Genomic DNA, 15,749 nt, shown 5'->3' with positions numbered 1-15,749 from the left:
TGCTTAAAATAAATTACAGTGAATAATATAGATCAAACTCAACAGGATGTGTTGTCATACGTAAACGATTCACCTCTTGTTCTTTTACAGCAAGATAAGCATCAATCATATCATGACTAAACACCCCTCCACGAGTGAGGAACTCTCTATCCGCATCCAAGGCTTCTAATGCTTGCTCAAGAGAAACCGCTACTGTTGGGACTTTTTTATCCTCTTCTGGCGGTAAGTCATATAGATTCTTATCAGCTGGATCACCTGGGTGAATTTTGTTTTGAATACCATCTAAACCTGCCATTAATAAAGCAGAGAATGCTAGATACGGATTAGCCAATGGATCAGGGAAACGTGCCTCAATACGGCGACCTTTAGGACTACTTGAATAAGGAATACGAATAGAAGCAGAACGGTTTCTTGCAGAATAGGCTAACTTCACCGGTGCTTCAAAATGCGGTACTAAACGCTTGTATGAGTTAGTACCCGGATTCGTAATCGCATTTAAGGCACGTGCATGTTTAATAATCCCCCCAATATAATAAAGGGCTAATTCAGACAGTCCTGCATAACCATTACCAGCAAATAAGTTTTGACCATCTTTCCAAATAGATTGGTGAACGTGCATACCAGAGCCATTATCACCTACTATTGGTTTAGGCATAAACGTTGCTGTTTTACCATACATATGAGCAACATTGTGAATGGTGTATTTCATAATTTGGTTCCAGTCAGCACGTTTTACTAATGTACTGAATTGTGTACCAATTTCTAATTGACCTGCGTTGCCTACTTCGTGATGATGGATTTCTACAGGTACGCCTTGTTGCTCCATGACAAGACACATTTCTGCACGCATATCACTAAATGAATCAATAGGTGATACAGGAACATACCCCCCTTTCACACGGTTACGATGACCATGATTACGCCCCTCATTATCAAGTGCACTAGCATAAGCAGCTTCATCAGAATGGATCTTAACAAAGCGATTATACATATCATCGCCCCATGAGATACCATCAAAAACGAAGAACTCTGGTTCTGGGCCAAAATAAGCCGTATCACCAATACCTGTTGCTTTTAAATAAGCTTCTGCACGACGTGCTAATGAACGAGGATCTCGATCATAACCTTTTAGATCAGTAGGTTCTACCACATCACACGTTAAAATCAATGTTGGCTCTTCACGGAAAGGATCCATGCGTACCGTGTCAGGATCAGGAATTAATAGCATATCTGATGCTTCAATACCTTTCCAACCTATCATTGAAGAACCATCAAATGGCTGGCCCGATTCAAATTTATCTTCATCAACTTGATGTGCTGGGACTGTGATATGATGCTCTTGACCTAGCGTATCGGTAAACCGAAAGTCAACAAACTTAATTTCATGTTCACTCATTAAGTGTAATACATCATTAACACTTTTTGCCATCTTGATTTCTCCTAAAATGTATGCATCAATTTTCATTAAAAGCGATTTCATTACACCTATTACATTAGGCAAAATTTTTCATTCGCTTTAAATGGTACAAGCCATTACTACTCCCTGTGAATAAATTGAGTAATGCTTATAACAAAAGCATAGTTTAGCGGTTTTTAATTTTTTTTGCACTATTTTTATCAGAATAATGCACCAATATCATACAAATATCCACAAACACTAATGTTCACTACGACACATAATCGCTTGAGATAAATCACTCACCTGTATGGTGTCATGTAATTGCATATCCGCAATCGTTCGAGCAACTTTAAGAACTCGCTGACTCACACGTGCAGACCAAGAAAACTGATGCATAGCTTTTGATAAGATTTGTTGGGTTTCTTGATGTAGTCCACAATATTCGGATAGTTGAGCATCGGTCAGATAGGCATTAAGTACCCCCTGCCTTTTATATTGTCTTTCTCGACACGCTATTACTCGCTCTCTAACAATATCCGATCGCTCTGCTTTTTCTGCATTTAACCACTCTTTTCCGATGGCATGGAGATGAAGATGCACATCAATACGATCTAACAATGGGCCTGATAATTTATTCTGGTAGCGTGTAATCTTATCAGGGGTACATTTACATAATTTTGTGGGATGTCCTAGATAACCACAAGGGCAAGGGTTATAGGCGGCAATCAATTGAAAACGAGCAGGATAAGTCTGGCTTTTTCTCGCACGAGAAATATGGATTTCTCCTGTTTCTAAAGGTTCTCTTAATGCCTCTAAAGCACGGCGATCAAATTCAGGGAGTTCATCTAAAAAAAGCACCCCATGATGTGCAAGACTAATCTCACCTGGACTTGCATTTGCCCCGCCTCCCACTAACGATACCATTGAGGCAGAATGATGTGGCGCACGAAAAGGGGCTGTTTGAAGTATAGGCATATTTGCTGTACGCGATAAACTATAAATCGCAATCACATCTAACTGCTGTTGTTTATTTAACGGAGGTAATAAGGTTGGCAGACGGTGTGCAAGCATACTTTTACCGACTCCCGGAGAGCCAGAGAGTAATAAACCATGCCCTCCACTGGCTACAATTTCAAGTACTTGACAAGCATAAGCCTGCCCTCTTATATCCGATAAGCACAAACCTGCTTCAGCCGCAACTGTTTCCTCCTCTTGGTAATGGCTTGCCTCAATACGCATCTGACCATTGAGCAAACACATTACCTCATCTAACGTTTCTACACCAATAACCGTTAGTCCCTCAATCCTAGCGGCTACATTAGCATCTTCTTTAGGGAGGATTAAAATGGCTTGTGGATCTTGTCTATAAATTGATAAAGCAATAATCAAAGGGGCTTGCACTGAAATTAATGCTCCTGTTAGCGATAACTCCCCCACAAAATAAAGATGGGAAAATTGTGCCTCATATTCAGGCGATAGAATTAATTGTCCTGTTACCAACAACACACCCAACGCAATAGGTAAATCAAATCGTCCTGACTCTTTCGGTAAAGCAGTGGGGGCTAAATTAACCGTAAATCGCCCTGCAGGAAAATCCCAACCACAAAAATCAATCGCCGAACGCACCCTCTCCTTACTCTCCTTGACACCCATATCAGGTAAACCAACAATATTAAAAGCAGGAAGCCCTGATGCCATATGTACTTCCACATCAACGACAGGGGCTTGTAAACCCATCAAAGCACAACTCCTTACAACCGATAAACTCATATCCCCCCTACTAATAAATGCAAAATCTTTTCTCTAATAACGAGTAGCGTATAGAAAGTAAAATATCAGCCAAAAATTTCCCTTAGTATGTGGCAAAAAAGAAAGGAATAAAAGCATTATTGAGAGGTTTTTATCCTAGTTTTTATACTTATTTTTATATAAAAATTAAAATTATGAATAAATGCAATAAAATATAATATTTATTAACTATTTTCTATAAAATAGTATAAATCACTGTTTTAAATCATTTAGATTCCTATCCTAGATAATTCAGAAATTTATTGTATGTTAAGCCATCTACCCACTATTGTTAAAGGGCAAAAATAGATAGACAACAACGTTTTTCAAGTCTGCCAAGGAACGATTGATACACATATCATCTGGGTTTATTAGGAAAATCTATCTTATTTATAAAGATCATTCGGAAAATAAAATGCTAATAGACAATCTTATCCCTTATATCTTACTGTGTTTAGTATTAGTTATATCACCCGGACCTAATACATTTCTTATCTTTAGCACCGCTAGTAGTGCAGGTAAAAATGATGCTTTACTCAAAATCCTAGGGCTAGTCATAGCAACTTATTGTCATGGCTTCTTATCCTTATTTGGGATTTCTCTGATTGTCTTAAAATCTCCCATTCTATTTAATACTATCAAGATATTAGGCGCACTTTATCTGTTTTATTTAGGGGCTAAATTTATTTGGCAGGCTTGGTTTTTTTCTAAAAAAGCACCCACTATTGCTAAAGTAAAAAAACTATCTGTTATTAAAAATTTCTCTGCTGGCTTTATTACACAGATACTCAATCCTAAAGTCTCTACATTTTATATCGCTGCCTTTCCTCAGTTTATTAATTTTAATAGTCCTCATTATTATCTTAGCGGTACTATACTGATTAGCATACATGTACTCACCATAGCAATATGGTTTACGGTAATGACCTTTTTTGTCAATAAATTTACGCTAAATAAAGGAAGTGGAAATCTTAGTCGAGTAACGATTGCTATTTCAGGTGTTTTACTGGTCTATTTTGCTATTTTATTAGGGCTACAACCCTTACCGAGTATCCAATCATAATTATTAAATTTTTAACTTATGGAGAGTATCTGCTACCCCCTGTATTTATGATTATAGGGGGTTATCTATAGGGAATTTTAATAAGTAAATATAATATTAATTTAAAATAAATATACTGAATAATACTAAGTATTCACAATAATAAAAAGAATTAATATATAAAATTTCTATTCTAGATCTATTGCTTTAACCCTCATATTCAACGCTTTTTTCCCCTCTTACTGATAAATAACTCCCCTACTATTTTTATTCAAACAAAAGGGCTACCCATTAAGATAGCCTTTTATGCTTTATACACAAAACAATTTAATTATTTTTAAATCATTTTGGTTTAATCATTCATTTTTATATATTAACTAATTTGTAATCGAAGAATGAGCCACTTCCCATTCTTGCACTTTTTTCAGTAATACCTCACCCATAGGCTTTGGATTACCTGAGAAAAGCGTTTGTAAACCATTATTATTAATAATTTGTCGGCGTAAGGCAAGACGCTCCTCATGGTTTTCAGCTAAACGGATAGCTTTTTCAATATAATCATCAACAGTATTCGCTATCAACCAATCAGGTAAACCTAAACGCTTAAATAATCCCTCATCAATATGTTCATGCACTTCTGGGCCTGTCTTACATATCCCAACTAGCCCTAGCGTTACCATATCAATAATCCCATTCGTATTGCCAAAAGGGAAAGGATTAATCATCATATCACACTGATGTAATACTTGTAGATACTGTTGATAAGGAAGATGGGCATTAACAGAAGCAGAATTACCTAGATATGAACGGATAAATCGCTCTACATAAGGATAGACAATACCGATACACTGCCCTAAGGCAAAATGAAAATGCACTTTAACCTTTGCTCTATCTCTAATCGCCTGACACGCCTCTAAGAAATAAGGATTTAATTTCATCGTTGTTGAGGCAATACCAATATGTACTACTTCTGGATTTTCTCTTAACATATAGTTTACTTGCTCAGGTACAAGAGAAGATGGGACATAAGGTAAAGCATCTTTTGGTAATCGTAATAAAGTCTCACTAAAACACTCTTCACTACCGACATAATCATCTTCTACGATTACATATTCAATAAAGTCAGAATGGGTTGTCGCAGGATGTCCTAATGCAATCACTTGAATAGGCGCTAGACGTGTATTGCTCGCAAAAATAGTCGTCAAATCCATACCAATACTTGGCATATAAAAGACACTGGCATCATGCTCTTGAGCAACTTTTTTAAGCGTTTCAAGTTTCCCCATCACGCTGGTTTCGTTTAACTCATAAAATGCATCAAAAACTTGTCTTCCTGCTTCATCTACCGCCGAAGAGCCTAAACCGATCAAGTAAAAATGCTCTCTAGCAGCAATCATTGAGGTAGAATGCGTACGATAAATAGAGTGGGCTGAATTAAAATGCTCAAGCAAAACCATCATCACAGGTTTACCATAACGTGTTCGATTGATAGATCTAATTTCTCTATCTTGCCAGCCTAAACTTAATAAATAACGGCGAATAACTTGGTTTAATGATTTCTTAACCCAATGTTTATTAGTCGCAATATCATAACTACAATGCATATAAACATCATGTGATATATTTGCTGGTATATCATTAAGCCCTTCTAATGTTGCTAACTTTTCAGGGAACCACTGAAGAATTGTTCCCCTTTTATTAAAAGCGACCTTTGTACCAATAAAACGGGCTGATTGTAAGCCAAAACATAATGAAGCACATAATGTTGGGTTAAGATTCCATAAGTAATCCAAATTAATATTAATATTGGATTCCATCAAATAAAGAATACAGAACTTTATTAAACTATCATTATTACTTTCTAAAATAAATTCACCGCTTTCTTTATTGGTACTCAGGTTATACACCTGTAAAATATGATCGGCATTCACAAAAGGTGAACTTGCAAAAATCAACGATAACCATCGCTGATAGGTAAAAAATTGCAATGCCCCTGATTCAGAAATTTTTAAGTTTTTATCTGAAAATAAATCTGTTATACAATTAGCTACCCTTGTAGAAAAATGGACTAATTTATCTTTATCTTCGACTAACTGAGGAGGAAAATCACATTCAATCGCTGTTATCTGACCAAAATTACTATCTAATTGTCTTAATATAGCAAGTAGTGCTTGGCACGCTTCTTCATATGATTTTGTAGCGGTATATTTTTCTAATTGAGCAACACTGGCGGTTTGTTCTGACATTTTTTCCTCAAAGAAAAGATTAAATAAAGTAAATAAGCTAACTATTTTCTAATAAAAAGAGTATAACCAAAGTCTTTATTATACGTTGAGAAACCTATTATTGTGTCAGAAAAAAACAGATACAGAATGGATAAATGAGAAAAAATCTCCTTTTATCAATAGGAAAAACTTAATACAAAATCATAAATAATTAGCTAACACTATATAGCCACTTCCACTTATACACTTACTTTAATCATGCGTAGTGGTTTTCGTACGGTGATAACCAATCCCCGCGTCCATCATGCCATAAACTTCTATTTTAGGTTTTTGTTGAACTGCATTAGTATGGGTAGAATGACCGACCTGTGTACCACTACGAGTAACAGCACTATTATGATGAGTATTAACCGAAGTGCAAGCAGTGAGTAATAACGCCATACTAAATACTATTATTTTATTCATCATCTTTTCCTAAAAAATACTTTATACTCAAAATAATAAACTCATTTTACCCTTATAGTATATCTAATTTGGCAATCGCAATGGCAAGTGTTTTGGCTCCTGCGGTTTCAAAGATAATCTGTGCTTGAGCATCCATGCCCTGACCCGATAAATTAATAATCATACCTTCACCAAACTTTGCATGACGAACACGCTGACCGACTTTGAATAGTTTATTCCCCACCTGTACACCATTCGTTATTTTTGCGATTGTTTTTCCATGAGATGATGTGGTAAATATATCATCTTTCATATAGGCATTGACTTTTTCTTTGGGACAAAGCCATTTAGTATGCTCTTCTGGAATTTCTTCTAAAAATTGTGAACGAGTGGTGTATTCCGTTTGACCATAAAGCATTCGTTGATAAGCACCTGATAAATACAAACGTTCTCTGGCACGTGTAATCGCTACATACATTAATCGGCGTTCTTCTTCTAAACCATCTTCAGCGACAAGACTATTTTGGTGCGGAAATAAACCTTGCTCTAAACCTGATACAAAAACAACATCAAACTCTAACCCTTTTGCCGCATGAATAGTCATTAATTGGATAGCATTTGCACCATGCTCTGCTTGGTTATCACCACCTTCTAGACTAGCATGGCTAAGAAACATATCTAATGCAGATTGATATTCGGTAGTAGTTTGCCCTTCTTCAGCATTCACAACGACCTGATTCATTTGTGCTGCTGGAATATTCTCAAAAGACTCTTCTATACAAAACACCTTAGCCGCATTGACCAATTCGTTTAAGTTTTCTAAGTGCTCTTCTCCCTCTCGTTCATTTTCATAAAAGGCTTCAATACCTGTATCATGAATAACTTGCTGAATCAATTCGGGTAGCGTCAGTATTTTTGCCATATCCTTGAGGCGATTAATCAAATCAACAAAGGCAGCCAACTTAGCAGCAGAAGCCCCTTTTAAAGCACCAACAGCTAAGGCTAAACTACAACCAATTTCTTTGGCGGCATCCCCCAAATGCTCAAGCGTTCTTGCCCCTATTCCTCTCGCTGGGAAATTCACCACACGCAAGAATGAGGTATCATCATCAAGATGATGAATTAACCGTAAATAAGCAAGTACGTGTTTGATTTCTTGACGTTCAAAAAAACGCAACCCGCCATAGACACGATAAGGTAAGCCCACACTGAAAAAAGCATGCTCTATCGCACGCGATTGTGCATTACTACGATAAAGAACAGCAATCTGCTGATAATCTACTCCCTCTCTAATTAAGGATTTAGCTTCATCTACAATCCATTGTGCTTCCTGACGATCATCATTTAACTCATTAATACGAATAGGCTCACCATGCCCTCTTTCTGTCCATAGATTTTTCCCTAGTCTGTCTTTATTATGCGCAATTAATGCATTTGCTGAATGGAGAATATGATTATAAGAGCGGTAATTCTGCTCTAAACGAATAATATGACCTTTTGCGTAATCTCGCTCAAAGTCTTGCATATTCCCTACATTTGCCCCTCTAAATGAGTAAATAGATTGGTCATCATCTCCTACGGCAAAAACAGCATTTTTTTGCCCTGCTAATAATCGCAGCCACTTATACTGTAGATCATTGGTATCTTGAAACTCATCAATCAAAATATGCGAAAAACGGCGCTGATAATGTTCTCGGATAGGTATATTATTTTTGAGTAATTCAAATGCTCTTAGTAAGAGTTCAGCAAAATCCACTACCCCTTCTTTATCGCATTGATTTTGATAAAGTTCATATAATTCAACTAAACGTACCTCATGAGGGTCAGTCGGAGCAATATCTTGTGGGCGTAAACCCTTTTCTTTTTGACGATTAATAAAGTAGAAAACTTCTTTTGGTGGGTATTTCTCGGTATCAATATTGTAAAGTTTAAGTAAGCGCTTAATTGCTGAGAGCTGATCCTGCGTATCAAGTATTTGAAAATTCTGAGGTAAACCTGCATCACGATAATGCGCACGCAATAAACGATTACAAAGCCCATGAAACGTCCCTACCCACATTGCTCGTGTATTGACAGACAATAAAGCATGAATACGTTGTAGCATCTCTTTAGCCGCTTTATTGGTAAAAGTAACGGCTAATATACCACCGGGACTCACTAATCCTTGTTCAATAAGCCATGCCATTCGTGTTGTCAGCACTTTAGTCTTACCACTCCCAGCACCTGCCAGTACGAGGACATACTGTGCATCTGTTGTAACAGCAAGGCGTTGTTCAGGATTGAGTTGTTCTATATTAATCATGCGCTACCTAGATATTTTTACTTATCTTTAAAATACAAAAATACTGGTTATTATACCAGTATTTTTATTGATAAAATCTTTCGTATTAGGAATAAAATGATTATTAATTTATATCTTTATTTATTATCCTTCTACTCATTGCTTAGGCTTTCTCTAAAACAGCAGCAAAAAAACCATCTGTACCATGTACATCTGGACGTAATTTGAGCATACCATTTACCGACTGCAAGCCTTTTGGTAAGCGATCCCCTAGCACTTGCTCAAAAGGGACTAAAGTAAACGCTGGATGATTCGCTAAAAACGCTTCCACTTGTTGTTCATTTTCTTGTGGTAATAAACTACACGTTGAATAAATCAAACGACCTCCAGAAGCAACACAGCGAGAGGCTTTTTCTAAAATACGTGCTTGTAATGCAGTTAATTCGGCTAAATCTTGAGGAGTTTGTCGCCATTTTAGATCTGGATTACGACGTAAAGTGCCAACACCAGAACAAGGCGCATCGACTAAAACACGATGAGCTTTACCTTGTAAACGCTTCACTCTCACATCATTTTCATTCTCAATTTGCACACACATGACATTAGATAAACCACTACGAGCAATCCGTGGTTTAGCCTTAGCTAAACGCGCACCTGACACATCAAAGGCATATAATCGCCCTTGTGAACGCATCATTGCACCTAATAATAAAGTTTTTCCCCCTGCCCCAGCACAGAAATCAATCACCATATCGGTACGGCGAGGACTGACTAAAAGACAAAGTAATTGGCTTCCTTCATCTTGTACCTCAATCTCACCTTTTTCAAAGAATGCCCAACGATTAATCGCAGGCTTTCCTTCCAATCGGATTCCCCATGGTGAATAAGGTGTTGCTTGAACATTAAATAATCGTAAGGCATCATCAGCTTGTAAAGTCGCTAATATTGCATCACGCTCTACCTTTAAAGGATTAACACGCAAATCCAATGGTGCTTTTGTATTTAGAGCTTGCATAAGGGCTTCAGGATTTTCTTGTTGTTGTAGTGTTTCAAATAACCAATCGGGTAAACTAAAACGTACAGCAGCTGCCACAGTACCTTGATCTATTTTTAAAACACGCATTAACCAATCTTGTTGAGCAACATCAAGTACCTCTTGCACCTTTTCTTGACCTACCGTATGTACTAAACCCAAGATTGCTAAACGTTGATGGGCTGGACCTACGCCACTTTCAGCCAGATGACGATAAAAACGTAAATGACGTAAAATATCAAATACTGCCTCAGCAACTTCCCCTCTATCTCTCCCGCCTAATTGACGATTTTCTTTAAACCAAGCCGATAAAACAGCATCAGCAGGGTGATTAAACTTTAAAACTTTATCCAATACCTGCGCAACTTGCTGAATACGTTGCTGAAGTATGGGTAATTTTGCAAATGAGCTAGTTGTGTTTGCATGACGTTTTATCGTCTGTTTTTTAGTATGTTTAGTGGTGTTTTTTTTCATCATTAAAATCAATTTCTACAAATATCAAAGGGTATAAAGCTAACGACTATTAGCCAATATCAGGATGCACAAATAAGGTAGTAACAGGCTTTTTGTATTCAACCTGTTGATTATGCAAAGAAAGTAAATCTTGTGCTAAATAATCGACTACTGCAGGATAAACTTGATGCTCCATCGTCAGGACACGTGCCGCTAAAGTATCTGCATCATCTTTCTTATGTACAGGAACAATCGCTTGAGCAATAATAGGCCCAACATCTAAAACAGGGGTAACAAAATGCACGGTACAACCATGTACCTTAACCCCTTCCACAATGGCTCGTTCATGTGTATCTAACCCTGTAAAACTAGGTAATAAAGAGGGATGGATATTAATTAATCGTCCTTTAAAAGGCTCAATAAACACCTCTGTTAAAATTCGCATAAACCCCGCCAAAATAACATAATCAGCTTGATAACTTAATACTAAATCTCGTAATGCCTCATCATAAGACTCTCGCGTAGGATATGACTTATGTAATAGCTCTGCTGTTTCGATTCCCTGCTCTTTTGCCCAAACCAATCCAACACTATTAGGTTTATGTGAAATCACCGCCGCAATATGAATATCATCACGTTTTTTTGCCATATTAACGATGGCTTGCATATTTGAACCTCTTCCTGAGATTAAAATAACAAATCGTTTTTGTGCTTGTTTTTGTTCAGACACGAAAAATCTCCTACAAAATAACAAAATAATTGTAAACTGTTAGACGTGAAAAATTCTATTAAACTCTATCGTAACGAAAAAGCAGTTCAACCAACTGCCCTCACCATTGGTAATTTTGATGGTGTACATATTGGACATCAGCATTTGCTTGAGCATTTAGTCAAGCAGGCTTATGCACGTCATTTGATACCCTCGGTACTTACCTTTACCCCTCATCCAAGAGAATTCTTTGCGTTGAGAGGTCAGCGTCAAGAGCTTATTCCTACGCGTATTTCTACTTTACGCGATAAAGTAATGGCTCTAAACTGTCATGGGATAGAGGCTGTTTATCTGCAAACCTTTAACCAAGCAATGGCTCAAATGTCAGCACAAGACTTTATTCAAAAAGTTTTACTTGAGCAATTACAAGTACGCTATCTCTACGTTGGAGAGGACTTTCAGTTTGGGCATCGCCGTAGTGGTAATATTGAATTACTCAAAGAAGCTGCCCAACAGCACCATTTTACCGTAGAAATCATGCAAGACGTACTGGATAACCATCAAATTCGCTATTCCAGTACAGAACTACGTCAAGCCCTTGCTTTTGGTCAAATTGAAAAGGCAAATTCCTTTTTAGGACGCCGATATAGCATTAGTGGACACGTCATTCATGGTAAAAAACTGGGTCGAACCATTGGCATACCCACGTTAAATATCCCCGTTATGCCTCGTTGTGCTTTACGATCAGGTATTTATGTGGTCTCTGTGCGAGGGTTAAGTGAACATGCTTTACCTGCAGTCGCCAGTTTAGGGGTACGACCAACAGTTGAATTACATGGTGAAGTGTTACTAGAAGTGCATATTCTCAATCATTCTGTCTCAGCTTACGGTAGAATGGTAACGATTGATTTTCATCACTACATCAGAGATGAGGAAAAATTCCCAGATTTAACCACAATGATGAGTGCTATCCAAAAGGATATCGCCATCGCACAACATTATTTTGATGATCATGGACTATAAAGATACGTTAAACTTACCAGAAACCAATTTCCCTATGCGGGGTAATTTACCCAAACGAGAACCACAATGGGTAGCTCAATGGGAAGAAAATAAAGTATATGAAGCCATTCGTGCTGCTAGTAAAGGACGCCCTAAATTTATTTTACATGATGGGCCTCCCTATGCAAACGGCGATATTCATATTGGTCACGCTATTAACAAAATCTTAAAAGACATTATCATCAAAAGTCGTGGTATGAGTGGCTTTGATGCCCCTTATGTACCGGGTTGGGATTGCCATGGTATGCCTATTGAAATTCAAATCGAAAAACAATATGGTAAACATCTTCCTGTTGCTGAAGTTCAAGCCAAAGCACGAGCTTATGCATATGAGCAAGTAGAACGCCAACGTAAAGACTTTAAACGATTAGGTGTATTAGGTGACTGGTCAAATCCTTACCTGACAATGAACTATAGTAATGAGGCCAATGAAATTCGTGCTTTATCGGGCCTTATTGACAAAGGCTATATCTTCCGAGGATTAAAACCTGTTAATTGGTGTTTTGATTGTCAATCAGCACTAGCTGAAGCCGAAGTTGAGTATAAAGACAAAGAAGACCCTGCTATTGATGTCGCCTTTACTTTTGCTGAAAAAGATAAACTTGCACAGGCTTTTGGTTTGGATAAGGTAGAAGATGGTGCTATTGTTATCTGGACAACTACCCCTTGGACAATTCCCTCTAACCAAGCCTTAAATGCACACCCTGATTTAGACTATGTATTAGTTGAATTAAATGAAGCCTTACCAACAGGCAAATTATTACTATTAGCTAAAGACCGTTATCAAGCTTGTTTAGAACAATGGAAACTCGAGGGTAAGGTCATTGCTACAACGAAAGGTGAAAAATTAGCAGGTATTCAGTTCCATCACCCTCTTAGTAAAGCCAATGAGGGATATGCACGTCTATCGCCTATTTTCCTCGCTGATTATGTAACAATTGATGCAGGTACGGGTATCGTCCACTCTGCCCCTGCTTATGGTGTAGAAGACTTCCTATCTTGCAAAACAAATGGTATTCATGATGATCAAATCATTAATCCTGTCATGGGAAATGGTCAATATGCGAGTAGTTTACCCTTATTCGGTGGTTTAAGTATCTGGGAAGCCAACCCTAAAATTATTGAAGCACTAAAATTAGCAGGAACTTTACTACAAGTCAAAAATCTTAAACATAGCTATATGCATTGTTGGCGTCATAAAACACCCGTTATTTACCGTGCAACCAGTCAATGGTTTGCAGGTATGGATGTAAAACCAAATGACGGTAGTGGCACTCTTCGTGAAAAAGCCCTTAAAGCGGTTGATGAGACTAGCTTCTTCCCCTCTTGGGGACGCGCACGTTTACACGCCATGATTAGCAATCGCCCTGACTGGACGCTTTCTCGCCAACGTCAATGGGGTGTACCAATGGCATTCTTTGTTCATAAAGAAACAGGCGAACTACATCCTCGTACCACCGAACTACTTGAGCAAATTGCACAGCGTGTCGAAAAAGAAGGTATCGAAGCATGGCAAAAAATTGAACCAAGCGATTTATTACCTGCTGAAGAAGCCGCGGTATATGAAAAAAATCGTGATACCCTTGATGTATGGTTTGACTCTGGTGCAACCCATTACACAGTCATGGGTGGTAAAGATCACGCTTGTCAAGGTTCTCATTCGGATATCCTTGCATGGCCCGCTGACTTATACCTAGAGGGATCAGATCAACACCGTGGTTGGTTCCACTCTTCTTTACTCACCTCTTCTATGCTCTTTGGTCAAGCACCTTATAAAGCCTTATTAACACATGGCTTTGTCGTAGATGGTGAAGGTCGTAAAATGAGTAAATCACTCGGTAATGTGATTGCACCACAAAAAGTATCAGATACATTAGGTGCTGAAATTATTCGTTTATGGACAGCCTCAACCGATTACTCTGGTGAACTTTCTATTTCTGATCAAATTCTTAAACGTGTTGTGGAAAGCTATCGCCGTATCCGTAATACTTTGTACTTCTTACTGGGCAATTTAAGTGACTTTGATGCAAGTAAAGATTTAATCCCTGTTGAAAAATTACTTGAAGTGGATCAATTTGCTTTAGTTTTTACAAAAGCAATGCAAGACCAAGTATTGGCAAACTATGAAAAATTTGAATTCCACCCTGCTGTTTCACGTCTCCAAATTTTCTGCTCAGAGGATTTAGGGGCATTCTATTTAGATATTCTCAAGGATCGTCTATATACATCAGGCAAAGATAGTCTCGCTCGCCGTTCAGCTCAGACTGCACTTTACTATATCACGATGACCATGGTGAAATTAATTGCCCCTATTCTCTCCTTTACCGCAGAAGAAGCATGGGGAGAAATGCGTCAGACTTTCCTCAAAAATACACCACTTGCTCATACAATTACTATCTTTACAGAACTTTTTGAACAAGTACCTAACATAGTAAATGCAGATAGTTTAGAAAACAAATGGCATCGTATCCTGACGATTCGTGCATTACTTAATAAAGAGCTTGAAAATAAACGTAGCGAAGGCTTAATTGGTTCTTCCCTTCAAGCAGAAGTTCAAATAGCAGTTAATGCTGAAGATATGGCTATTTTATCTAGCTTAGGTGAAGATTTACGCTTTGTCTTTATTGTTTCTAAAGTAACATTAAAACAAGCCGATACCACAGAACCACTATTTGAGGTTATCGCCTCGGCAGAGAAGAAATGCGATCGCTGCTGGCACTATACGGCAGATGTTGGTCATAACCACGAACATCCTGATATTTGTGGTCGTTGCGATAGTAATCTTCACGGAGATGGGGAAATTCGCCAATATGCCTAGTTCTCAATTAGTGCAAAAACCCTTCTCTTTTTGGGCTATACTAGCGATTATATTGATAGCACTCGACCAAGCAAGCAAACTCTATGTAGAACATACATTTGAGTTTGCTGAGCGTGTCAATGTATTGCCGTTTTTCGACTTTATCCTTATTTATAATACAGGAGCTGCCTTTAGCATAGGCGCAGAAGCAGGAGGATGGCAACGCTGGCTCTTTATCGCTTTAGCCTTTGGAGCTTGTGCTTTTATTATTTATTTACTCAAAACGCATAAAGAGCAACCCTTTTTTTGCTTTGCCCTTTCCCTTATTCTAGCAGGGGCAGCCGGTAATCTTATTGACCGTATTGCCTATGGTCATGTTATTGATTTTCTGTTGTTCTACTGGGAAGACTGGCAATTTTATTTCCCTGCATTTAATTTGGCAGATTGCTTTATTACGATAGGGGCAACATTGATTATTATTGAAGAATTATTTTTTAGGAAAAATAATTAAGCCAT

Annotated in this window: 11 protein-coding genes; 4 read left to right on the top strand and 7 right to left on the bottom strand. The window is 37.8% G+C overall.

Annotation, left to right across the window (positions count from 1 at the left end):
• Window positions 1–13: 13 nt before the first annotated feature.
• Together glnA and F9B76_RS00870 are read right to left on the bottom strand one after the other, a co-directional pair.
• Window positions 14–1,429, bottom strand: a complete 1,416-nt coding sequence (glnA, locus tag F9B76_RS00875; RefSeq protein WP_159990382.1) for a type I glutamate--ammonia ligase — start codon at window positions 1,427–1,429, stop codon at window positions 14–16.
• Window positions 1,430–1,657: 228 nt separating this feature from the next.
• Complete coding sequence (locus F9B76_RS00870; protein ID WP_159990381.1) at window positions 1,658–3,169, bottom strand: YifB family Mg chelatase-like AAA ATPase; 1,512 nt, start codon at window positions 3,167–3,169, stop codon at window positions 1,658–1,660.
• Between the two features lie 433 nt (window positions 3,170–3,602).
• On the opposite strand from F9B76_RS00870, the gene F9B76_RS00865 reads away from it, so the two are divergent.
• Complete coding sequence (locus F9B76_RS00865) at window positions 3,603–4,250, top strand: LysE family translocator (RefSeq protein WP_159990380.1); 648 nt, start codon at window positions 3,603–3,605, stop codon at window positions 4,248–4,250.
• A gap of 356 nt (window positions 4,251–4,606) precedes the next feature.
• Here the strand turns inward: F9B76_RS00865 and F9B76_RS00860 are convergent, their stop codons facing one another.
• From F9B76_RS00860 to purN, 5 genes are all read right to left on the bottom strand, one after another.
• The gene (locus F9B76_RS00860) at window positions 4,607–6,475 is read right to left on the bottom strand and encodes a UDP-glucose:protein N-beta-glucosyltransferase (RefSeq protein WP_159990379.1); all 1,869 of its coding nucleotides are present in this window, start codon (window positions 6,473–6,475) and stop codon (window positions 4,607–4,609) included.
• 231 nt (window positions 6,476–6,706) lie between these two features.
• A complete protein-coding gene (locus tag F9B76_RS00855; protein ID WP_159990378.1) occupies window positions 6,707–6,922 on the bottom strand; it encodes a hypothetical protein in 216 nt (71 codons plus the stop codon).
• 49 nt (window positions 6,923–6,971) lie between these two features.
• Complete coding sequence (locus F9B76_RS00850; RefSeq protein ID WP_159992033.1) at window positions 6,972–9,197, bottom strand: UvrD-helicase domain-containing protein; 2,226 nt, start codon at window positions 9,195–9,197, stop codon at window positions 6,972–6,974.
• A gap of 145 nt (window positions 9,198–9,342) precedes the next feature.
• Entirely contained in the window at window positions 9,343–10,689 is a 1,347-nt protein-coding gene (locus F9B76_RS00845; protein WP_201289319.1) for an RsmB/NOP family class I SAM-dependent RNA methyltransferase, read from the bottom strand.
• A gap of 46 nt (window positions 10,690–10,735) precedes the next feature.
• The gene (gene purN / locus F9B76_RS00840; RefSeq protein WP_159990377.1) at window positions 10,736–11,395 is read right to left on the bottom strand and encodes a phosphoribosylglycinamide formyltransferase; all 660 of its coding nucleotides are present in this window, start codon (window positions 11,393–11,395) and stop codon (window positions 10,736–10,738) included.
• Window positions 11,396–11,440: 45 nt separating this feature from the next.
• Here purN and F9B76_RS00835 point away from each other — a divergent pair, with 45 nt between their 5' ends.
• Genes F9B76_RS00835 through lspA form a run of 3 tightly spaced genes read left to right on the top strand, consistent with a single transcriptional unit; the run spans window position 11,441 to window position 15,744 of the window.
• Entirely contained in the window at window positions 11,441–12,397 is a 957-nt protein-coding gene (locus F9B76_RS00835) for a bifunctional riboflavin kinase/FAD synthetase (RefSeq protein WP_201289318.1), read from the top strand.
• Window positions 12,387–15,254, top strand: a complete 2,868-nt coding sequence (gene ileS, locus F9B76_RS00830) for an isoleucine--tRNA ligase (RefSeq protein WP_159990376.1) — start codon at window positions 12,387–12,389, stop codon at window positions 15,252–15,254. The genes F9B76_RS00835 and ileS overlap by 11 nt, the downstream gene beginning before the upstream one ends.
• Entirely contained in the window at window positions 15,247–15,744 is a 498-nt protein-coding gene (gene lspA / locus F9B76_RS00825; RefSeq protein ID WP_243140653.1) for a signal peptidase II, read from the top strand. Before ileS ends, lspA begins: the two co-directional genes overlap by 8 nt.
• The last annotated feature ends 5 nt before the right edge of the window (window positions 15,745–15,749 follow it).

Origin of the sequence: Pelistega ratti, assembly GCF_009833965.1 — a bacterium.
GTDB classification, from domain to species: Bacteria; Pseudomonadota; Gammaproteobacteria; order Burkholderiales; family Burkholderiaceae_B; genus Taylorella; species Taylorella ratti.
The sequence above is the reverse complement of the archived record's forward strand: the minus strand, read 5'-3'. Positions and strand labels throughout refer to the sequence as shown.